This is a genomic window from Sulfitobacter sp. D7 (assembly GCF_003611275.1).
Lineage (GTDB): Bacteria > Pseudomonadota > Alphaproteobacteria > Rhodobacterales > Rhodobacteraceae > Sulfitobacter > Sulfitobacter profundi.
The window spans coordinates 2,332,463-2,353,532 of record NZ_CP020694.1; the positions used below are offsets into that span (position 1 = coordinate 2,332,463).

The window sequence follows — 21,070 nt, forward strand, 5'->3', positions numbered from 1 at the left end:
CACCTAAAAAACATCGATTTGACGCTAAATATGGGCAGAAACTTGCCAGTTTCCGCCTTATCTCGGGTGTCTCACCCGATATTGCGGTCACCAGTTGTCTCTAAACCATTTGACGGCGCGTTTGAGAGAGCGGGACGGATAGCGGTCGGCGGGGATGTCGAAATCCCACCATTCGTCTTGCGGATGCGCCGCAAAGAGCGCGAGGCCCACCGAGCTGGCAAAGCCCGGCCCTGTTGCGGCCTGCGGCAGCCCATGCACGCGCAGCGGACGGCCCAGACGGACCTGCTGGCCGAGTATCTTGCTGGCCAGCCCATCAAGCCCCGGTATCTGGCTGCCTGCGCCAGTAAGTACAATCTGTTGGCTTGGCAGGTGGTCAAAACCGGCAGCATCCAGCCGAACGCGGACCTCTTCGAGGATCTCTTCGACGCGCGGACGCATGATGCCGATCAATTCGGCCCGGCTCGCGGTGCGGCGGTCGTGCTCATAATCGCCCGTCTCGCCACCGATCTCGATCATGTCGCGGTCGTCCATGCCGGTAGCATGCACGCCGCCGTAGAAGGTCTTGATCCGCTCGGCGTTGGCCATCGGCACTTGTAGGCCCATGGAGATGTCCGAGGTGACGTGATCTCCGCCCATACGCACGGTATCGGCATAGATCATGTGTTTCTTGATGAAGATCGACACGCCAGTGGTACCACCGCCAAAGTCGATACAGGCCGCGCCGAGTTCCTGTTCGTCCTCAACCAGCGCCGAGATGCCCGAGGCATAGGAGGACGACGCGATCCCGGCCAGTTCCAGATCACAGCGTTTGATGCAATGCGCGAGGTGTTGGACCGTATCGGCATCGACGGTGAGCATGTGCATATCCACCGACAGGCTGTTGCCCAACTGCCCGCGCGGATCGGCCAGACCGCTGCGGTGATCCAGCGCAAAGTTCACCGGCTGGGCGTGCAGCACTTCGCGGCCCTCGCCGTATTCCGGCACGTCACAGCCCGCCAGCACGCGCGCCACGTCTTGCTCCGAGACCGACTGCCCCTCCAGCTCCACCGAAGCGTCGAGGCCATAGCTGCGCGGCTCCCCGCCCGAGAAACAGGCGATAACGTGGTCAACCCGGATGCCAGCCATCTTCTGCGCGGCCTGAAGTGCGGTGCGGATCGCGCGCTCGGTCTCGCCCATGGCGCAAATCTCACCAAAGCGCACACCGCGCGAGCGGGTGGTCGCCGCCCCGATGACCCGGAACCCCGACTGCCCGGCCAGCGAGCCGATGTCGCCATTCTCTCCGTCATGGGTAATGCCGTCAAAACGCAGCACCAGACAGGCGATCTTGGAACTGCCCACGTCCAAAATGGCCACCACCCCGCGCTGGATCGCCAATTTGCGCATGTGCCGCATCGAACGCTGACTGTCGTATAGGTCCATCATTTCGTTACTGTCCCGATTCCAATGGCCATCTTACTGGCCGGAAAGCTGCCTGATGTGCCACCATTCGCGGGTGGCATCTTCGTTCATTCTGAGGGTTGGTCTTGCCGCCAACCGCATATCCACACGCGCCACATCCCGCGTGAGGACTTCTTGTGCGCCTTCCAGCGCGATCACCCGTTCCAGCGCTTGCAGCGCGTTTTCTTCAGGCAACATGATCGTCTGATTGCGGTCCAACACCACGTCCCAGCGGCGCCCACCGACACGGACCAAGCCGCGCAGCCGGTCACCCAAAACATTGGCGGCCCCAATCAGTTTGAGCGCTTCTGGCACCGCATTGGCGGCCCCTGCCCCGGCGATCAGGGGCAAATCCGCATGATCGCGCCGTGCCCCGATCCGTGCCACATGCGCGCCAGTGTTGTCCACCAGCGCCAGCCCGGTCTCACTGCGCCAGACGGCCACAGGCACGCGCGGGGTGACGTCGATTTGCAGCACGCCACCAGGGCGGATGCGGACATTGGCCTGTCTGACCCCATCGATATCGGTGATCTTTTCGCGGATCTGCGGCAGGTCGAGGTCGAAGGAGGACAGCGGGAATTCCAGCGGCAGCGCGGTGCGAATTTCAGACGACAGCAGGTCGCTTGCGCCGTCGATGGCCATGAGCTTGACCATGAACTCCGGCCGCTCTTCAATGCTGGCGCGGACATCGGCGATTGCCTGCACCACGGTGCCGCGGCGCTCTTCGTCGGCCATATAGATCGTGCCTGCCAGCAGGCTTAACGTAAAAGGCAACCCGACGCGCAGGGCAAAGCGAAAGCCGGGCGTCAGCATCAGCCGCTGCATGCGCCACGACCACCGCGAGGGGGCGGGATCGGCTTTGCCAGCCTCCGGGCGGCGGCGGATCAGCGATCGCATGAGGCATCCTCCACCATCCAAGCGCAAAGCTCAGGGAACGAGATGCCGCAGGCCGCGGCCTGTTCGGGCGTCAGCGAGGTGGCGGTCATGCCGGGCTGGGTGTTGGTCTCAAGCAGGATCAGCCCCGCAGGCCCCCGCGCCTCGTCCCAGCGGAAATCGGTGCGGCTGATGCCTTTGCAGCCAAGCGCCACATGGGCGCGGCGGGCATAGTCGAAACACAGATCGGTAATCTCTTGCGGCAGATCGGCGGGCACCACGTGGCGCGAGCCGCCGGGCTTGTATTTCGCGTCGTAATCATACCAGCCGGTGGTGATGATATCCGTCACGGCCAACGCCCGGTCGCCCATCACGGTGGTGGTCAGCTCACGCCCCGGGGCAAAGGTCTCGACCATCACCTCGGCGGGCATGTCTTCGGACAGCTGCGGCGGGCCGTTATTTTCCTCGGCCACGAGGTAGACCCCAACCGAGGAGCCTTCGTTGTTGGGTTTGACCACATAGGGCGGCGCCATCACATGGGCTGCCATCACATCGGCCTTGGGGGCGATAACGCTTTCGACGACCGGCAGCCCCGCATGGCGGAACACATCCTTGGAGCGCTGCTTGTCCATCGCGAGGGCCGAGGCGAGCACGCCGGAATGCGTATAAGGCAGTTTGAGCCACTCAAGCAGACCCTGCACACAGCCATCTTCGCCCCAACGGCCATGCAGGCAATTCAATACGGCATGGGGCTGAAGATCAGTCAGGACAGCTGCAAGATCGTGGTCGGCTTCGACCTCGATCACGTTATATCCGCCATGTTCCCGCAAGGCAGCGGCGCATGCACGCCCACTGGACAGGGACACCTCACGCTCGGCCGAGGGGCCACCCATCAATACCGCCACTGTCGGGGTTTGTCCGCTCGACTTACCCACCAAAGTGCCTCTTCGCCTCGGACCGTTTGCGGCCCCTATCATTGTTTTCTTTGCTTTGCCGTGACTTAGCTGATGCCCGACGGCTTAGCTTTGCGACACCGGATCACCCAATTTTTCACCGACGCGCTTAATTTCCCATTCTAGCCTTATACCGCTTGAAGCGTAAACCTTTTTTCGCACCTCTTCGCCCAATGACTCTAGATCATGGGCCGTCGCACCGCCGGTGTTGATGAGGAAATTGGAGTGTTTCGGGCTCATCTGTGCGCCCCCCACGGTGGCCCCACGCATCCCGGCGTCGTCGATCACCTTCCACGCCTTCAGGTCGTGCACATCGTCCGCCTTCCCGGTTGAGGAAAACCCCGCCGGATTGCGAAAGGTCGACCCGGCGCTGCAGTCCTTAGTGGGCTGGCTCTCGTCGCGTTTGGCTAGCTGCTGTTCCATCCGGGCATGAAGCTCCTCAGCCGCGCCTTTGGGCGGCGCAAAGGTTGCCCCGATCAGCACCGCACCGGGCGACAGATCGCTCTGCCGGTAGCGGAAGTTGAGATCATCGGCGGTCAGGGTCACCACCTCGCCCGCGCGGGTCACGGCCTTGGCCGAGACGAAATGATCCGCCGTGTAGCTGCCATAACAGCCCGCGTTCATGCGCAAAGCCCCGCCGATGCTGCCGGGAATGGTGCGCAGAAAGGTCAGATCCAGCCCCGCATCCGCTGCCTTGCGCGCCACATGAGCATCCAGCGCCGCCGCGCCCGCAGTCACCTGATCCCCGTCGATCTCAATCCCGTTGAAACCACGACCCAGCCGGATCACCACCGCCCGCAAGCCTCCGTCGCGCACGATCAGGTTGCTGCCCACGCCCATGGGGAAAACCGTGATGCCCTGCGGCAAGCGGCGCATGAAAAGGCACAGGTCCTCCACATCGGCGGGTTGGAACAGATAATCCGCAGGGCCGCCAACGCGGAGCCATGTCAGGTCGCTCAAGGCGCGATTTGGGGTCAGCCTGCCGCGCAGGTCGGGGATATTCAGCGTCATCATGGCGCCGGACTTAGCGCATTTAACAGGCGGGGCAAACCATCAAGAAGACGGCGGATCGACGCGGCTCTCACGCCAGCGTTTCGCCACCCGCCCGGCCAGCCAGCCCAGACCGAAACCGCCCACCGCATAGAACAGCACCGAAAGCTGCGCCAACAGCGCATGGGGTTCAAACACCCGTGCATCCAGCCAGAACACCATCCATGTGGCATTGAGCGCAAGACCAGTCGCCAGCACGATGAAGAACCACAGCACACGCGCACGAAAGCCGGTCCAGATACAGGCGATCATCCAGATTGCAAAGACGGTCAGCAGCGCGGCAAGGGTCGGTGTCAGGGTCATTCCGCCGGGCCCTTGATCCGCCCTGCCCCTCGGCGCAGCCAACGGACGAAATAGACCACCGGCCAGCGCAGCACCGAACAGCCCCCCGCCAACACCAGCATGCCCAGCCATGGGCCGTGCTGCGCGGTGACGAAACCAACGATGGGGATGCCCACGGCGATCAGCAGATAGGCGCTGCGCCAGTGGAAATCTTTGCTGGGGGTCATGGCGAGGATATTGGCGATCACAAACCAGAAACAGGCGAGGATGAGAGACAGGCTCATTTCGGCAGCTCCGGTTTTTGGCCCCGCAGCCGCGCCCAGAGATAACGCAGCGGATTGCGGAACATCGACAGGAAAGCCAGCAGGGCCAAGAGCGCAAAGGCCCATGAATGCGTCACACCGATGGCGACGATCAGCACCGGTGCGGCGATCAGCAAGATCACCCCCGGCAGGTATTGAGAGCGCAGCGGCAGCATGGCCACTGTCACGGCGGCGAAGACCCAAAGGATCGACAGCCACACGAGGGTCACGCGGCGGCCTCCTTGGCCGCGCGCAGCGCTTCGGGCAGGTCATTGGCCCAGCCGCTGATCGTACCCGCCCCAAGGCAGACTACCATATCGCCCGGTCGCGCCTCGCGCCGGACCAATTGCGTCAGCGCCTCGGCATCCTCGACCGCATAGGCGTGGCGATGCCCGTGCTGGATCAGCCCGGCGACCAGCCCGTCGCGGTCGGCACCGGGGATCGGCTCTTCGCCCGCGGCATAGACATCGGCGATGCCCACCACATCGGCATCGTTGAAACAGGCGCAGAATTCGTCGAAGTGATGCGACAGGCGGGAGTAACGGTGCGGCTGGTGCACGGCGATCACGCGGCCCTCGCTGGCCTGCCGCGCGGCTTTGAGGACGGCGGTAATCTCAACCGGGTGGTGGCCATAGTCGTCGATGATGGTGACCCCGTCCACTTCGCCCACGCGGGTAAAGCGGCGGTTCACCCCGCCAAAGCTGCCCAAAGCTGCGCGGATCTCTTCCAGCTTCATCCCAAGGTGCCGCGCCACAGTCACCGCCGCCAGCGCGTTCGAGACGTTGTGATCGCCCGGCATTGGCAGGGCGCAGTCTTCGATGACCATGCCTTCGGATTGTAGATGCACATCGAAATGCGCCACGCCGTCTTTGTAATGCAGCCCCACCGCGCGCACATCGGCCTGCGCGTTGAACCCATAGGTCATGACGCGGCGGTCGGTCAGCTTGCCCACCAGCGACTGCACTTCAGGGTGATCGGTGCAACAGACCGCCAGCCCATAGAAGGGGATGTTGGAGACGAAGTTCAAAAACCCCTGCCGCAGCGTGTCGAAGTCGCCCCAATGCTCCATATGCTCGGGGTCGATGTTGGTGACGATGGCGATGGTTGCGGGCAGCCGGTTGAAGGTGCCGTCGCTCTCATCCGCCTCGACCACCATCCATTCGCCCTGCCCCATCCGCGCGTTGGAGCCATAGGCGTGGATGATGCCGCCGTTTACCACAGTGGGGTCAATGCCCCCCGCAACCAGCAGTTCGGCCACCAGCGTGGTGGTCGTCGTTTTGCCATGCGTTCCCGCCACGGCGATGTTGGACTTAAGCCGCATAAGCTCGGCCAGCATCTCGGCCCGGCGCACGACAGGCAGGCCACGGCGGCGGGCCTCGTCCAATTCTGCATTGCCCGGTTTGATCGCCGAAGAGATCACGACCACTGCCGCCCCTTCGACATTCTCAGCCGCTTGCCCCTCGAAGATGCGCCCGCCTAGCTCGGCCAGCCGCACGGTGATCTTAGTGGTCTTCAGGTCCGATCCCTGCACCTTGTAGCCGTGGTTCAGCAGAACTTCGGCGATGCCCGACATGCCGATGCCGCCGATGCCGACGAAATGGATCGGGCCGACATCGGTCGGCAGTTTGGTGGCGGCGGCGTTCATTGGGGGTTTTCCTCTTCTGCGGGGGCCAGCGTGCCTTGGGCGGCAAGCTGTTCGACCATATCTGCCAATGTCTCGGCCGCGTCGGGTTTGCCGACCGACAGCGCGGCCCGCGCCATCTGCAACGCCCCATCGGGCATCTCGAGCACCGCGAGGATTTGGTCGGTCATGATTTCGGGGTTTGCCTTGCGTTCGGGCACCATGATCGCGGCCCCGGCATCAACCAGACCGCGGGCATTGGCGCTTTGGTGGTCACCTGCCGCAGCGGCAAAGGGGATCAGGATCGACGGACGCCCGATCACCGACAGATCTGCCACGCTGGAGGCACCCGAGCGGCTGATCACCAGTTGCGCTTCGGACATGCGGCGGGGCACATCGTCAAAGAAGGGGCGCACATCGGCGCTGATGCCAGACTCGGCATAGTAGTCTGCCACCCGCTGGCCGTCTTCGTCGCGGGCCTGATGGCTGACGCGGATGTTGCGGATCATGTTCATCGGCAGCGCGGCCAGCGCGGGCGGCACCACGTCGGACAGGATGCGCGCGCCTTGGCTGCCGCCCATCACCAAAACTTCCATCGGATAATCCCCCGGCGGGATATAGGCGGCCCCTGCGCGGTCAAGCACAGCCGCACGCACGGGATTGCCCACATGCCAGCCCTGCACGCCCTCGGGCAATTTCGTGGGCCAGATGCCGCAGGCCACGGCGTGCACCCGCTTGGCAAAGATTTCGTTCACCCGGCCCAGAATGCCATTTTGCTCATGGATCATTCGCGGCATCCGCAGCGCCCATGCAGCGCCAAGCGCGGGGATCGACGGATAGCCACCAAAGCCCACCACGACCGAAGGCCGGTCGCGCAGCATATTCAACCCCGAGCGGACCACACCAGCCGCGATGCGGAACGGCACCAGCGCCTTGGCCACCACGCCGCCCCGGGCGAAAGTGGCGCTGCTGATCTGGCTGATCTCAACCGCTTCGGGAAAGCCGCCGGTATAGCGCGCGCCGCGAGCATCGGTGCTGAGCTTCACCCGCCAGCCGCGTTTCAGCATTACCTCGGCCAAAGCCTGCGCGGGAAACATATGCCCACCGGTCCCCCCGGCGGCGATGATCAGCAATGGCGCGGCCATCAGCGGCGGCCCCGGCCCAGAATGTCGCTGATCTCACCCTGTGGGCGCGAGCGGGTAAAGGCGAGGAGCATGCCCACGGCAATGCCGCTGGCGATCACCGAAGAGCCACCATAGCTCACGAAGGGCAAGGTCATGCCCTTGGCGGGCAAAAGCCGCACTGCCACACCCATGTTGATCATCGCCTGTACTCCGAATGTGCAGGCCAGCCCGGTTCCGGCCAGCCGGATGAAGGGGTCACGCTCGCGCACCAACCGCAGCAGCGAACGGACGACCACAACAGTATATAGGGCGATAATGCAGACGACCATGATAAGGCCATATTCTTCGGCGGCGACAGCAATGATAAAGTCGGTATGCGCATCGGGCAGCGACCATTTCACCTCGCCCTCGCCAACGCCCACGCCAAAAAGCCCGCCCTCGCGGATGGCGTTGGTTGCATAGCCAAGCTGGGTTGTCGGATCGACATCAACGCTGAGAAAGCCGTCGATACGCCGCGCGAAGTGTTCGGAGTTGGAGTAGGCAAAGGTGCCCGCCAGAACGACGAGCCCCGCCATGCCGACCAGCAGCACCATAGGCGCGCCGGCCACGAAATACATCACGCCCCAGCCAAAGAGCACAAGACAGGCCTGCCCAAAGTCGGGCTGCATCGCCAGCATGAGCACGATGGAGATACACAGCGCAAAAGACCAAGACTTACCCGGAGGGCCGTTGATCTCGGTGGCGGCGGCCATCATCCATGCGGCGGCCACCATGAAACCGGGTTTCAGAAATTCAGACGGCTGGAACGAGGCGAACCCCAGCGAATACCAGCGAGTCGCCCCCTTGCCAAAGTCGGTGCCGAAAAAGGGCAGCAGCGCCAGCGCCACGAATGAAAGAACAAACCCCAGCACCGCCAAGCGCCGCACCAGCGTCGGCGACATCATTGAGGTCAGCAGCATCGCCACCAGCGCCAATCCGCCAAAGAACGCCTGCCGCTGCACATAGTGAAAGGCATCAAAGCCATTTTTCGCCGCCAAGGGCGGTGAGGCGGCGAGCCCCAAAAGCATGCCGACAGCAAACAGGATCAACACGCAGGACAAAGCCCAGCGGTCGACCGTACGCCACCATTTTGGAAGGATCGGTTCACCATCCCGTACCGGGACCGCGCCATAGACCATCTCTGTCATGGGTATCTGCCTTAACTGCCTTAACTGCCTCAACGGCCCCTTTGCGGGGTCTCATCCGGGAAGAATAGCCCGAATTGTTAAATGAAGCTAGTGCATTTCACCCCGCAAAGGCAGGCGGGGCCGTGCAAGGCCCCGCCGCCGGGCAGTCTGGCCGCCCTTTCAGGTCGTCGCCTGTGGTCGCCCTATCAGGCGGCCTTGTGGGTGCCGCGCACCGGGTAGCCTTTGTCGCGAACGAACTTGAGGCCGTTCAACAGCCCCTCCAACTCGGGCCGCGCGAAGGGCGCGTTAGAGATGTCGACGATCTGCAGCTTGCCTTCGTCGTTGATGACAAAGGTGGCTGGTTCGGCGAAGGGCCGGTCGGTCTCCTGCGGGCTGCGCGGGTCAGAGATGTAGAGGCCAAGGTCGGCCATCTGTTCGAGGCTCAGATCATAGCCGATGGGCAGGGTCAGGCTGTCTTCTTCGGCCATGGATTTGGCCTTTTCCTCGGGGTCGCCCGAAACGGCGATCACATCCACACCGATCTCATGAAACTGGCTTTGCAGCTTTTCCAACTGGGCGAGGTACTTTTTGCAGATCGGGCAGTGCAGCCCGCGGTAGACCACCACCAACTGCCAGTCGCGCCCCTCTTGCGGTTGGCCCAAGGTCAGCGTGCCGCCGCCGAGTTTGGCCACATCGATCTTCGGGAAATCCTGTTCTGCGGTCAATTTGGTCATTCTCTGCTCCTGTTCAAATTGCGTCTTGCCTCCAGCTATGCCGTCAGCGTGAACGGACAACCACTCTCACGTCTTCTTGACCGGGCCTTCGCATTCGGGCAGAGCGCGCCCATGCAAGTTGATACAGCCATCATTGGAGCCGGAGCCGCTGGCATGATGTGCGCGGCCCACACGGGCGGGCGCGTGTTGGTGGTGGACCATGCCAAAGCGCCGGGCGAGAAAATTCGCATCTCGGGCGGCGGGCGGTGCAATTTCACCAATATGTATTGCGAGCCGCAGGCGTTTCTCAGCCAGAACCCGCATTTCGCCAAATCCGCACTGGCGCGCTATACCCAGTGGGATTTCATCGAACTGGTCGATCGCCACGGCATCGCGTGGCATGAGAAAACGCTGGGCCAACTCTTCTGCGATACCAGCGCGAAAGAGATCATCGCCATGCTGCGCGGGTTGATGCAAAAGGCCGGGGTCGATCTGCAATTGCAAAGCAGCGCCAGCAATTTTGAGAAGGTCGATGGCCACTTCACCTTTGATTTGCAAACACCTGATAAGACAGTGAAAGTTACCGCGCGCAGCCTTGTAATCGCCACCGGCGGCAAGTCGATCCCCAAGATGGGCGCGACCGGCATCGCCTATGACATCGCGCGCCAGTTCGGCCTGAAGGTGACCGATACGCGCGCCGGTCTGGTGCCTTTCACCTTTGCCGAAGGCCGCTTTGCGCCGCTGGCCGGTGTGGCGACCCCTGCGCGCATCACTGCCGGGGCCACTGGCTTTGACGAGGCGCTGCTCTTCACCCACCGTGGCCTCTCTGGCCCCGCGGTTTTGCAGGCGTCGTCTTACTGGCAAGAGGGCGCGCCGATCACGGTGAACCTTGCCCCCGAGGGCACTCTGTTGGACGCCCTGCGCGATCAAAGGCAGCTTGCGGGGCGGCGGAACTTTACCACCATCCTCGCGCAGCACCTGCCCTCGCGGTTGGTGGACTATTTAGGCCAAGAGTTTGACCTCTCAGGCAACTTGGCGGATTGGTCCGACGCGCGGCTCATCGCCTTTGTGGAGGCGTTGCAGAACTGGCAATTGCACCCCGGCGGCACCGAAGGCTATCGCACGGCTGAGGTCACTTTGGGCGGTGTGGATACCGATGCGCTCTCGTCCAAAACCATGGCGGCGAAGGACGTGCCCGGTCTCTATTTCATCGGCGAAGCGGTGGACGTGACCGGCTGGCTCGGCGGGTATAACTTCCAGTGGGCCTGGTCCTCGGGCATGGCCGCGGCGCGGGCGATTAGCGGCTAGGCGCGCGGATTACTCCGAGAGTGCCTTTTGCACCTGCGCCACGAAATCCTCACCACGCCGTTCGAAATTGTCATATTGATCGAAACTCGCCGCAGCCGGGGCGAGCAGGACAACATCGCCTTCCTCCGCCTCTGCCGCAGCCCGCGCCACGGCTTTCTCCATCGTGCCGCAGACTTCAGCTTCGGTCGTCAACTGCATGGCGAAATGCGCGGCCTCGCGGCCAATGACATAGGCCTTGCGTACCGCGCCTTGGGCCTCTGCCAACCCTTTCAGCCCGCCCTCTTTCTCCAACCCGCCGCAGATCCAGCGGATGTTGCGGAAAGCGGCCAGCGCCTTGGCTGCGCTGTCGACGTTGGTGGCTTTGCTGTCGTTGACGTAGCGCACGCCATTCGCCTCGGCCACGGTCTGGCTGCGATGGGGCAAGCCGCCGAAACTGTGGAACGCCGCTTCGATCACGCGCGGGGCGAGGCCAAGCGCGCGACAGGCGGCATAGGCCGCACAGGCGTTTTGATGGTTATGCGAACCCGGCAGCCCCTGAATGCTGCGCAGATCGATCGAGCCGACCTGTTTGCCACGGCGGTATTCGCTCAAGAACCCCTTTTTGGCAAAGACCTGCCAGCCGGGGCCAGAGAGTTTGGTCTCCGCACTGATGCGGATCACCCGGTCATCGCTTGGTCCCTCGCTCATTTGCCCGGCGAGGAAACGGCCCTCGGCCTCGTCCACACCGATCACCGCGCGGTCTGGCCCGCCTTCGGAGAACAGCCGACGTTTCGCGGCGTAGTAGCCGCCCATGCCCGCGTGACGGTCCAAATGGTCTGGGCTGAGATTGGTAAAGACCGCCACATCAGGCGTTAGCGCGCGGGCAAGTTCGGTCTGATAGCTGCTGAGTTCCAACACCACGACCTCGCCATCCACGGCAGGGTCGAGGTCCAAGACCCCGCGCCCGATATTTCCCGCCAATTGGCAGGGCCGCCCGACATGCTCAAGAATATGATGGATCAACGCCGAAGTGGTGGATTTGCCGTTCGAGCCGGTCACCGCCACGACGCGCGGTGCGACATCGTAGTGATCCCATGCCAGTGTCGCAAAACTTTGGAAAAACAGGCCGATGTCATTGTCCACCGGCACGCCTGCGTCGAGGGCAGCGGCGACCACCGGGTTCGGCGCGGGGTAGAGGTGCGGAATGCCGGGGCTGACGATCAGCCGGGTGATTTTATCAAGCGCGCCGGGGGTGTTGAGGTCGACACAGGCGAACCCCTCCCGCTCGGCCCGTGCGCGTGCTGCCGGGTCATCGTCCCAACAGCTGACCTTGGCCCCGCCCGCCTGCAACGCGCGTGCCGCACTCAGGCCCGAGCGGCCCAATCCCAGCACCGCCACGCGTGCGCCTTCCAAGCCCTGTACTGGAATCATCTGCAATCCCCTGATACCCGTTGACCCCAGAATGGGGGCATGATGCGCTCATCACAAGCCAGAGGTCGCCAAAGATGTCCAGCCCCGCGAAACCCGACCTTAACGATGTGTTGCCGCGCCTCAATGACATGATGCGCGAAGACGACCATTGGGGCGACGTGGCGGCCTATATTCCGCAACTGGCTACGGTGGACCCGGCACAGTTCGGCATCGCGGTGGTGACGGCGGATGGCCAGTGCCATGTGGCGGGCGATACGCAGGTGCCCTTTTCGGTGCAGTCGATCACCAAGGTCTTCACGCTCGCCATCGCCCTTGGCCGGTCGGGCGACCAACTGTGGCACCGTGTGGGGCGCGAGCCTTCGGGGCGGGCGTTCAACTCCATCGTACAGCTTGAGCAGGAACAGGGCCGCCCGCGCAATCCGTTCATCAACGCGGGCGCGATTGTTACCACTGACGAGGTTCTGGGCAACCGCGAGCCGCGCGAAGCACTGGCCGAGATCATGCGCTTCGTGCGGGAAGCTGCGGGCACAGATGACATCCACATCAACGACACCGTCGCCGCATCAGAGACCGATTTCGGCCACCGCAATTTCGCGCTGGCGCATTTTCTAAAATCCTACGGCAACCTCATCAACGCGCCGGAGCGGACGCTTGGCACCTATTTCCACCACTGCGCGATGGAGATGACGGTACAGCAGCTTGCAATGGCGGGGCGCTTCCTGATCGAAGCGCCGGACGTGCCGCGCTTGGTCGCGCCAAGCCGCATCCGGCGGCTGAACGCGCTGATGCTGACCTGTGGACATTACGATGGGTCGGGCGATTTTGCCTACCGCGTGGGTCTGCCGGGCAAATCCGGCGTGGGCGGCGGCATTCTGGCCATCGTCCCGGGGCGGGCCAGCATCGCGGTCTGGTCACCGGGGTTGAACCGTTATGGCAACAGCCAAAAGGGCACCGAAGCACTGGCCCTTTTGGCGCGTCACATGGATTGGTCGATCTTCTAAGCGCTTAGCGCACCTTGAGCGTCGCCAGCCCCAGCAGAGCGAGGATCAGCGAGATGATCCAGAAGCGGATCACGATCTGCGGCTCGGCCCAGCCCTTTTTCTCATAGTGGTGGTGGATCGGTGCCATCAGGAAGACCCGTTTGCCGGTGCGTTTGAAATAGAGCACCTGCACGATGACCGAAAGCGCCTCGACCACGAAAAGCCCGCCGACAATCGCCAGCACCAGCTCGTGTTTCGTGGCCACGGCAATCGCGCCCAAAGCGCCGCCGAGTGCCAAGGAGCCGGTGTCGCCCATGAAGACGGCGGCGGGCGGCGCGTTGTACCACAGGAACCCGAGGCCACCCCCAAAGAGACCGGCGGTGAAGATCAGGATTTCCCCCGTGCCCGGTACATAGTGCACATCGAGATAATCGGTAAAATCGACCCGGCCCACGGCATAGGCAATGACGCCAAGCGCGCCTGCGGCAATCATCACCGGCATGATGGCCAAGCCATCCAGCCCGTCGGTAAGGTTCACCGCATTGGCCGAGCCGACGATGACGATGATCGCGAAGGGCACAAACAGCACGCCGAGGTTGATCAGCGTGTCTTTGAAGACCGGCAGGGCAAGTTGGTACTGCAACTCTGTCGGATGGTATTGCGCGGCCCAGTAGCCGGCGATGCCCGCAATAAGAAAGCCCAGCAAAAGCCGCACCTTACCCGGTACCCCATCGGTGTTTTGCTTGCTGACCTTGGCGTGGTCGTCGGCATAGCCGATGGCGGCAAAGCTCATCGTGACGAAAAGCACGAGCCAGACGAAAGGATTGTCGAGCCGCGCCCAAAGCAGGGTCGAGGTCAACAAGGCCCCCACGATCAGCAGCCCGCCCATGGTGGGAGTGCCCGCCTTGGCGAAGTGCCCCTCGGGGCCGTCATCGCGGATCGGTTGACCCTTGCCCTGCCGTTTGCGCAGCACTTCGATCAGCGGTTTGCCAAAGATAAAGCCAAATACCAATGCCGTTAGAAACGCCCCGCCCGCGCGGAAAGTGATATAGCGAAACAGGTTAAAAAAATCGCCGCCATCCGACAGCAGCGTCAACCAATAGAGCATATATCGCGTCCTAACTCATCATGTTGGGGTTATTCGCCGATCAGGCGGTCGGAACCGGATGGCCCATTTTGCGGATGGCGTCAACAATACTGCCCAGCTTCATCGAAAGCGACCCTTTGATCAGCACGACATCGCCGGAATCGAGACGTGCGCGGAGTCCTTGCAACATCTCTTCGGCGGTCTCGGTCCAGTCGCCGCGCTGGTGTTCGGGCAGATTATCGTAAAAGGCCTTCATCAGCGGGCCAACACAATGCACCACGTCCAGCGCGCGGGTGGCCTCCAGATCGGCCAAGCTTGCGTGCAGCGCCACGGTCTCGGGGCCAAGTTCTTTCATGTCACCGACAAAGGCGATCCGCCGGCCCTTGCTGACACGACCGATATCATGGGTCACGTCCGAGGCCGCCAGCACTTCAAGTGCTGCGGCCATCGAGGTCGGGTTGGCGTTATAGCTATCGTCGATCAGTTCAAGCGTCAGATGGTTGTCCACCGGGTCGAGCAGGATTTGCTCACGCACGCCGCGCCCTGCATAGGGCGACCAGCGGCCCAATGATTGCATCGCCAGCGCCCGGTCCGCGCCGAGCGCCTCTGCCACCGCCAGTGCGCCGAGCGCGTTCATGGCAAAATGCCGCCCCGGCGTGGCGATCTTGAAGATCAGCGGTGCGCCTTCGACCTCGGCTTGGGCCACGGTGGCATCGCCCTGCACCTTCACATCGGTCAGCGTATAGTGGTGGCCCTTGCGCCCGAAAGTCGTCTCGCGCAGCCCGCGTTCCAGCGCTTTGTCGAGCACGATATCGCTGTGCGCGTGGTCGGCGTTGATCACCGCCACGCCGCCCGGCTCCATGCCGTCAAATATGCTGGCCTTTTCCACCGCGATGGCAGCGACATCCTTAAAGGCTTCGAGGTGCACGGCGGCAACATTGGTCACCATCGCCCCGTCGGGCCGCGCCTGTTTGGCGAGCGGTGCGATCTCTCCGGGATGGTTCATGCCGATCTCAATCACCGCATAATCGGTATCGCGTGGCATCCGCGCGAGTGTCAGCGGTACGCCCCAATGGTTGTTGTAGCTGTCGACGCTGGCATGGGCGCGACCCTGATCGCCAAAGATCGCCAGCAGCATTTCCTTGGTCGAGGTTTTGCCAACGCTGCCGGTCACCGCCGCCACCTTGGCCTGCGGACCAAGCCGGGCGCGCCCTGCCCGGCCAAGCGCTTCGAGCGCTGTTTGCACATCATCGACGATCAAAAGCGGCGCATCTTGCGCCACGCCTTCGGGAATATGGGTCACCAAAGCCGCTGCCGCGCCATTATCAAGCGCTTGCGCCACGAACTCATGCCCGTCCCGCGCGGCCTTGAGGGCCACGAAGAGATCGCCGGGCTGCAAGGTCCGCGTGTCAATCGACACACCGTTGCAGGCCCAATCGCCCTGCGCGCGGCCCCCCGTCGCTTCCGCCGCTTCTGTCGCTGTCCAAAGGCTCATGCCAATCTCCCGTCCAGTGCCGCCACGGCCACGCTGGCCTGTTCCACATCGTCAAAGGGCAGCACGTCATCGCCAACGGTCTGCCCGGTTTCATGGCCCTTGCCCGCGATCAGCAGCGCGTCGCCCGGCTCCAAAGCATCGACGCCACGCAGGATTGCTTCGGCGCGGTCGCCGACCTCCATCGCGTCGGGCGCGCCGCCCAGCACGGCGGCGCGGATGCTGGCCGGGTCTTCGCTGCGCGGGTTGTCGTCGGTGACAATCACCATATCCGCATTCTCGGCCGCTGCCTGCCCCATCAAGGGGCGCTTGGCCCGGTCTCGGTCCCCGCCCGCGCCCACGATGGCAACGAGCCGTCCCATGACATGCGGGCGCATGGCGGCGAGTGCGGTGGCCACGGCATCGGGCGTATGGGCGTAGTCCACAAACACCGCCGCGCCATTGTCGCGGGTGGCGGCAAGCTGCATCCGGCCCCGCACGGTGGTGAGATGCGGCAGTGTGTCAAAAACCTCTTGCGGGTCGGCCCCGCAGGCGATGACCAGCCCGGCGGCCAGCAACACGTTATCGCCCTGAAAACCGCCGATCAGATTAAGCCGCTTTTGATAGGTCTTGCCGCGCCAGCTAAAGCGCAAGTCTTGCCCGGTTGCGTCGAAACGCTGGCCCTGCAAATGCAGATCGCCCCCGTCCCGGCCCACGGTGATGACCTCACAGCCGCGCGCGCGGGCGATGGCGGCGATGTCGACGCCTTTTTCGTCGTCAATATTGACCACTGCGGTGCCGTCTTCGGGCAAGACGCGGGCGAAAAGCGCGGCCTTTGCGGCGAAATAGGCCTCGAATGTTTCGTGATAATCAAGGTGGTCTTGGGTGAAGTTGGTGAACCCCGCCGCCTTGAGCGTCACCCCGTCCAAACGGCGCTGGTCAAGCCCGTGGCTTGATGCCTCCATCGCCGCATGGGTGATGCCGTTCTGTGCGGCCTCGGCCAGCGTGCGGTGCAGGGTGATCGGCTCGGGCGTGGTATGCGCCAGCGGTGCGGCCCATGCGCCCTCGACCCCGGTGGTGCCAAGGTTCACGGCAGGCAATCCCATCTCAACCCAAATCTGGCGCACGAAGGTCGAGACCGAGGTTTTCCCGTTGGTGCCGGTCACGGCAATCATCGTGGCGGGCTGGCCGCCGAACCACAGAGCCGCCGTCCGCGCCAGCGCTTCGCGCGGGGAGTCGGAGACCACCAGCGCCGCGTCAGAGCCCGCCAGTTCCTCGGCGGCGAGTTTCGCCCCTGCCGCGTCGGTCAGCACCGCCGCCGCGCCCATCCGCAGGGCGTATTGAATGAACTCTGCCCCATGCATGCGGCTGCCCGGCATGGCGGCGAAGAGCGTGCCTTCGCGGACCTCACGGCTGTCCACGGCGATCCCGGTGATCATGGGGTTGGCCCCCGCCCGCGCTGTCAGCCCGAGGGAGGAAAGGGGTACGGCCCGGTCGGTCATAGAGATGTCTTTTCAGTTGCTGCTGGTCAGCGTTAGCACAGCGTTGTTCACCGGTTCAACAGCGGGGCGCAGGCCCAGCAAAGGCGCGATGCGGCGGACCATCTCGGCGGCCACGGGCACGGCTGTCCAACCCGCCGTGCGGCGTGGTTTCGGCCCAGAGGTTTCCACCGGTTCGTCCAACGTGACGATCAGCACATATTTGGGATTATCAATCGGGAAGATGCTGGCGAATGTGTTGATCACCTTGTCATCGTAATAGCCCCCGGTGGGCTTTGGTTTGTCCGCCGTGCCGGTTTTGCCCGCGATCTGATAGCCGGGCACCTCGGCAAAGCTCGCCGTGCCATCGGTGACGACCTTGCGCAGCATATTGCGGGCCTGTGCTGCAGTCTCTTCCGACATGACGCGGGGGCCGAGTTGGGGGGCGGATTGCTTCAGCAGCGTGGGCTTCACCACGCGCCCGCCATTGGCGATGGCTGCATAGCCCGCGGCAAGGTGCATCGGCGTGCTCGACAGGCCGTGACCATAGGAGATCGTGACGCTCGACAATTCGGTCCAGCGGCTCGGCAACAGCGGCTTCCCGCCCGAGGCTTCGACGATCTCAAAGGGGGTTGGTTCAAAGAAACCAAGGCTTTTGAGGAACTCTTGCTGCCGCTCGATGCCGATTTCCAGCGCCATCCGGCCTGTGCCCCGGTTCGAGGAATGCACGATGATGTCGGCGACGCTCAGCTTGCCGTAGTTCTTGTTGCGGAATTCACCGATGCGGAAACCGCCAACCTTCATCGGGCCAGAGGTGTCGATGATCGTGTCCGCGTTGAACAGGCCCAACTCCACCGCCTGAGCTGCCGCAAAGATTTTGAAGGTCGAGCCGAGCTCGTAAACCCCCTGCACCGACCGGTTGAACAGCGGGCTGTCAGACGCATCCCCTTGGGTCAGCGGACGCGGGCGGTTGTTGGGGTCGAAATCAGGCAGCGACGCGACCGAGATCACCTCGCCAGTGTGCACATCCATTAGAATGCTCGTGGCACCCTTGGCGTTCATCAGCTTCATGCCGCCATAGAGCACCCGCTCAGATGCCGCCTGCACGGTCAGGTCGAGCGACAGCTCCAACGGTTTCGCGCCATTGGCCGGATCGCGCAGGTAGTCGTCGAAATATTTCTCGGCCCCCGCGACGCCGATTACCTCGGCGGCGTGGACGCCTTCTTTGCCGTAACTCGCCCCGCCGAGCACATGTGCGGCCAGCGAACCGTTTGGATAAAGGCGCATGTCGCGGGGTGCGAACAGCAGCCCCGGATCGCCGATATCATGCACGGCCTGCATCTGCTCTGGGCTGATTTTCTTTTTGATCCACAGGAACTTACGCTTGCCTGTGAAGTCCTTGATCAGACGCTCTTCTTTCAGGTCGGGAAAGATTTTGACCAGCTGCTTCGCGGCCATCTCAGGGTCGATCATGTGACGCGGCTGCGCATAGAGCGCATGGGTCTCGAAATTGGTGGCCAGCAGGTTGCCGTTACGGTCGGTGATATCCGCGCGCGAGGCCGAGATCACGGCCCCCGGCGCATGGCCGCGTGGTTCTGACGGCTCTGACATCGCCAGCAGACCCATGCGCCCGCCGATCACGGTGAAAGCACAAAGGAAACAGACGCCCAGCACCAAAAGCCGTCCCTCAGCACGCATCCGGGCCTTGTCGCGCATCTGCTCATGGCGGATGCGCTTGTTCTCACGCTCGATCGCGTCGGGGTTTTCGCCCTTTTCGCGGGCGTCGAGGATGCGGGCCAATGGGCGAAGCGGGGTGCGGATCATTCAAAGTCCTCCTCGGACTCATCCGCGCCGGTAAGCGCGTCGTAATTCATGGTCGAGACATCCACAGGATCGGTGATCGGCAGCAGTTCGGACGGCGGCTGCGGATAGGCCACCTGATCGACCTGACCGAATTGGCCGGGATGCAGTGGCAACAGGCCGAGGCGGTCAAAGTTCAGATCGGCCAGATCGCGCAGCCGGTCAGGGCGGTTTTGGAACGCCCATTCGGCGCGCAGCACCGCCAGACGGGCATGGGCGGCGCGGATATTGGCATGTAGCCTGTCGGCATCGCTCAGGGCCTGCTGGGTCGCGTAATTCTCGCGGTAAGCCCAGAAGGCCAGCCCAACCACGGCAATGGTGGTGAGGATATACATCACCGTGCGCATCTCTCAGATCCCCCTGACCATCGGCATGCCGATGGATTTCGCATCAATCTCACCACTGGGCGCATCGGTGCGCGTGGCAACCCGCAGTTTGGCCGAACGGCTGCGCGGGTTTTCGTCCAATTCCTGCGCATCAGGCCCGATTGCCTTGCGGGATTTGAGTGTAAACTGCGGCGGCGCCTGTTCAAGCGCCGGGGCAAAACGGTTAGCATTGCCCCCGGCCCCTGCCCGCGCGGTGAGGAAGCGTTTGACCATGCGGTCCTCGACCGAATGAAAGGTCACCACAGCCAGTTTCCCGCCGGGCTTTAGCGCGCGCTCTGCGGCCATAAGCCCTTGGAACAGCTCGCCATATTCATTGTTCACCGCGATGCGCAGCGCTTGGAAGCTGCGCGTGGCGGGATGGCTCTGGCCGGGCTTGGAACGTGGCAGGCAGCCTTCGACCAGTTTGGCCAATTCCAATGTGGTGGTGATCGGCGCGTCTTCTCGGGCGCGGACAATCGCCTTGGCGATCCGGCGGGAGGCGCGTTCTTCACCATATTGAAACAGGATGTTGGCGATGATCTCTTCTTCGGCCTCATTCACCAGATCAGCCGCCGAGGGGCCGTCTTGGCTCATCCGCATGTCGAGCGGGCCATCCTTCATAAAGGAGAACCCACGCTCGGCCTGATCAAGCTGCATCGAAGAAACGCCGAGATCCAGCACCACCCCATCAAGATCTTGGGCATATTCATCCATGCGCGAGAAGACGCCCTGCTGCATGGTGATGCGGTCGCCATAGTCGCCCGCCCATTCCGCTGCCATCTCGAACGCCAGAGGGTCACGGTCCACCGCGATCACACGCGCGGCCCCGGCCTCTAGAAAGCCACGGGTGTAGCCGCCCGCGCCAAAGGTACCGTCAAGCCAGACCCCTTCCACGGGCGCCACGGCGTTTAGAATAGGACGCAGCAGAACGGGGGTGTGAGGGGCGGAAGGGTCAGAGGCAGCAACCATTCCGTCAGACCTCCATGTCACCATCAAGGAACGAGAGCGGGTCGACATCGTCGGGCAGCTCTTGTTGCCAGGATTCTTCCTCGGTCTCGTAGGTTTCGGGCTTCCAAATCTGGAAGGTGTCACCGGCAGCGATAAAAAACGCCTCGCCGTTGAGTTCGATCTTGTTGCGCAGCTTGGCGGGCAGCACCAAGCGGCCTGTCTCATCTACCGTGGTCGGGAAAGACTGGCCGTGGAACAGACGCTGAAGCGCCTTACGCTGCATGGAGCCACGCGGCATGCGGTCGATCTTGGCGTCGACCTCTTCGATGGCTTCCATTGTATAGCATTCAAGGTAGTTGCGGCGCTGGTCGCCATAAACAATGACCAATTCGGGATTGTCGCCGTTTTTCCAGTTCGGGTCGCCAGCCTCCAACACACGCCGAAAAGAGGCTGGGATAGACACCCGCCCCTTCGTATCGACCTTGTGGTGGCTTTCGCCTCTGAACCTGCGGCTCACGTTCTGTCCCTGCCTCTTGCGCCTTTGCGCTTAATTCGTTTTTTCGTCTCTCTGCCCTGCTCCGGAAATGGAAACGGCGGGTTGATCTGCTGCCACTGATCAACCCGCCGCCCACGTCCCGCAGC

Annotated in this window: 21 protein-coding genes; 2 read left to right on the forward strand and 19 right to left on the reverse strand. The window is 63.1% G+C overall.

The window, feature by feature from the left end; all coding sequences use genetic code 11:
• Window positions 1-87: 87 nt before the first annotated feature.
• The 11 genes from ftsA to B5M07_RS11325 all read right to left on the reverse strand — a co-directional run bounded on the left by ftsA (window position 88) and on the right by B5M07_RS11325 (window position 9,542).
• On the reverse strand, window positions 88-1,422 hold the full coding sequence (gene ftsA, locus B5M07_RS11275; RefSeq protein WP_067626767.1) for a cell division protein FtsA: 1,335 nt from the start codon (window positions 1,420-1,422) through the stop codon (window positions 88-90).
• 30 nt (window positions 1,423-1,452) lie between these two features.
• The gene (locus tag B5M07_RS11280) at window positions 1,453-2,334 is read right to left on the reverse strand and encodes a cell division protein FtsQ/DivIB (protein WP_120351372.1); all 882 of its coding nucleotides are present in this window, start codon (window positions 2,332-2,334) and stop codon (window positions 1,453-1,455) included.
• A complete protein-coding gene (locus tag B5M07_RS11285; protein ID WP_120352233.1) occupies window positions 2,322-3,245 on the reverse strand; it encodes a D-alanine--D-alanine ligase in 924 nt (307 codons plus the stop codon). Before B5M07_RS11285 ends, B5M07_RS11280 begins: the two co-directional genes overlap by 13 nt.
• An 84-nt stretch (window positions 3,246-3,329) precedes the next feature.
• Window positions 3,330-4,277 (reverse strand): UDP-N-acetylmuramate dehydrogenase, encoded by a 948-nt coding sequence (murB, locus tag B5M07_RS11290; protein ID WP_441351391.1) that lies wholly within the window; start codon window positions 4,275-4,277, stop codon window positions 3,330-3,332.
• 39 nt (window positions 4,278-4,316) lie between these two features.
• The gene (locus tag B5M07_RS11295) at window positions 4,317-4,616 is read right to left on the reverse strand and encodes a hypothetical protein (RefSeq protein ID WP_120351373.1); all 300 of its coding nucleotides are present in this window, start codon (window positions 4,614-4,616) and stop codon (window positions 4,317-4,319) included.
• Window positions 4,613-4,879 (reverse strand): DUF2484 family protein, encoded by a 267-nt coding sequence (locus tag B5M07_RS11300; protein WP_120351374.1) that lies wholly within the window; start codon window positions 4,877-4,879, stop codon window positions 4,613-4,615. Before B5M07_RS11300 ends, B5M07_RS11295 begins: the two co-directional genes overlap by 4 nt.
• Window positions 4,876-5,127, reverse strand: a complete 252-nt coding sequence (locus tag B5M07_RS11305; protein ID WP_120351375.1) for a DUF2484 family protein — start codon at window positions 5,125-5,127, stop codon at window positions 4,876-4,878. Before B5M07_RS11305 ends, B5M07_RS11300 begins: the two co-directional genes overlap by 4 nt.
• On the reverse strand, window positions 5,124-6,542 hold the full coding sequence (gene murC / locus B5M07_RS11310) for a UDP-N-acetylmuramate--L-alanine ligase (protein WP_120351376.1): 1,419 nt from the start codon (window positions 6,540-6,542) through the stop codon (window positions 5,124-5,126). The genes B5M07_RS11305 and murC overlap by 4 nt, the downstream gene beginning before the upstream one ends.
• Window positions 6,539-7,663: a UDP-N-acetylglucosamine--N-acetylmuramyl-(pentapeptide) pyrophosphoryl-undecaprenol N-acetylglucosamine transferase gene (locus B5M07_RS11315; protein WP_120351377.1), complete on the reverse strand. Its 1,125-nt coding sequence runs from the start codon at window positions 7,661-7,663 to the stop codon at window positions 6,539-6,541. The genes murC and B5M07_RS11315 overlap by 4 nt, the downstream gene beginning before the upstream one ends.
• Complete coding sequence (gene ftsW / locus B5M07_RS11320; RefSeq protein ID WP_067626783.1) at window positions 7,663-8,829, reverse strand: putative lipid II flippase FtsW; 1,167 nt, start codon at window positions 8,827-8,829, stop codon at window positions 7,663-7,665. Before ftsW ends, B5M07_RS11315 begins: the two co-directional genes overlap by 1 nt.
• Window positions 8,830-9,014: 185 nt before the next feature.
• Window positions 9,015-9,542 (reverse strand): peroxiredoxin-like family protein, encoded by a 528-nt coding sequence (locus B5M07_RS11325; protein ID WP_120351378.1) that lies wholly within the window; start codon window positions 9,540-9,542, stop codon window positions 9,015-9,017.
• Window positions 9,543-9,653: 111 nt separating this feature from the next.
• On the opposite strand from B5M07_RS11325, the gene B5M07_RS11330 reads away from it, so the two are divergent.
• Entirely contained in the window at window positions 9,654-10,829 is a 1,176-nt protein-coding gene (locus B5M07_RS11330; protein WP_120351379.1) for an NAD(P)/FAD-dependent oxidoreductase, read from the forward strand.
• A gap of 9 nt (window positions 10,830-10,838) precedes the next feature.
• Here the strand turns inward: B5M07_RS11330 and murD are convergent, their stop codons facing one another.
• Window positions 10,839-12,239, reverse strand: a complete 1,401-nt coding sequence (murD, locus tag B5M07_RS11335) for a UDP-N-acetylmuramoyl-L-alanine--D-glutamate ligase (protein WP_120351380.1) — start codon at window positions 12,237-12,239, stop codon at window positions 10,839-10,841.
• Between the two features lie 74 nt (window positions 12,240-12,313).
• Here murD and B5M07_RS11340 point away from each other — a divergent pair, with 74 nt between their 5' ends.
• Complete coding sequence (locus tag B5M07_RS11340; RefSeq protein ID WP_120351381.1) at window positions 12,314-13,240, forward strand: glutaminase; 927 nt, start codon at window positions 12,314-12,316, stop codon at window positions 13,238-13,240.
• 4 nt (window positions 13,241-13,244) lie between these two features.
• Here the strand turns inward: B5M07_RS11340 and mraY are convergent, their stop codons facing one another.
• Genes mraY through mraZ form a run of 7 tightly spaced genes read right to left on the reverse strand, consistent with a single transcriptional unit; the run spans window position 13,245 to window position 20,945 of the window.
• Window positions 13,245-14,327, reverse strand: coding sequence for a phospho-N-acetylmuramoyl-pentapeptide-transferase (mraY, locus tag B5M07_RS11345; protein ID WP_120351382.1), 1,083 nt, complete (start codon window positions 14,325-14,327; stop codon window positions 13,245-13,247).
• A gap of 40 nt (window positions 14,328-14,367) precedes the next feature.
• On the reverse strand, window positions 14,368-15,801 hold the full coding sequence (locus tag B5M07_RS11350; protein ID WP_120351383.1) for a UDP-N-acetylmuramoyl-tripeptide--D-alanyl-D-alanine ligase: 1,434 nt from the start codon (window positions 15,799-15,801) through the stop codon (window positions 14,368-14,370).
• Complete coding sequence (locus tag B5M07_RS11355) at window positions 15,798-17,279, reverse strand: UDP-N-acetylmuramoyl-L-alanyl-D-glutamate--2,6-diaminopimelate ligase (RefSeq protein WP_120351384.1); 1,482 nt, start codon at window positions 17,277-17,279, stop codon at window positions 15,798-15,800. Before B5M07_RS11355 ends, B5M07_RS11350 begins: the two co-directional genes overlap by 4 nt.
• A 12-nt stretch (window positions 17,280-17,291) precedes the next feature.
• Window positions 17,292-19,079 (reverse strand): peptidoglycan D,D-transpeptidase FtsI family protein, encoded by a 1,788-nt coding sequence (locus tag B5M07_RS11360; RefSeq protein ID WP_120351385.1) that lies wholly within the window; start codon window positions 19,077-19,079, stop codon window positions 17,292-17,294.
• Window positions 19,076-19,462 (reverse strand): cell division protein FtsL, encoded by a 387-nt coding sequence (gene ftsL, locus B5M07_RS11365; protein WP_067935365.1) that lies wholly within the window; start codon window positions 19,460-19,462, stop codon window positions 19,076-19,078. Before ftsL ends, B5M07_RS11360 begins: the two co-directional genes overlap by 4 nt.
• 3 nt (window positions 19,463-19,465) lie before the next feature.
• Complete coding sequence (gene rsmH / locus B5M07_RS11370) at window positions 19,466-20,449, reverse strand: 16S rRNA (cytosine(1402)-N(4))-methyltransferase RsmH (RefSeq protein WP_120351386.1); 984 nt, start codon at window positions 20,447-20,449, stop codon at window positions 19,466-19,468.
• A gap of 4 nt (window positions 20,450-20,453) precedes the next feature.
• Window positions 20,454-20,945 (reverse strand): division/cell wall cluster transcriptional repressor MraZ, encoded by a 492-nt coding sequence (gene mraZ, locus B5M07_RS11375; protein WP_120351387.1) that lies wholly within the window; start codon window positions 20,943-20,945, stop codon window positions 20,454-20,456.
• Between the last annotated feature and the right edge of the window lie 125 nt (window positions 20,946-21,070).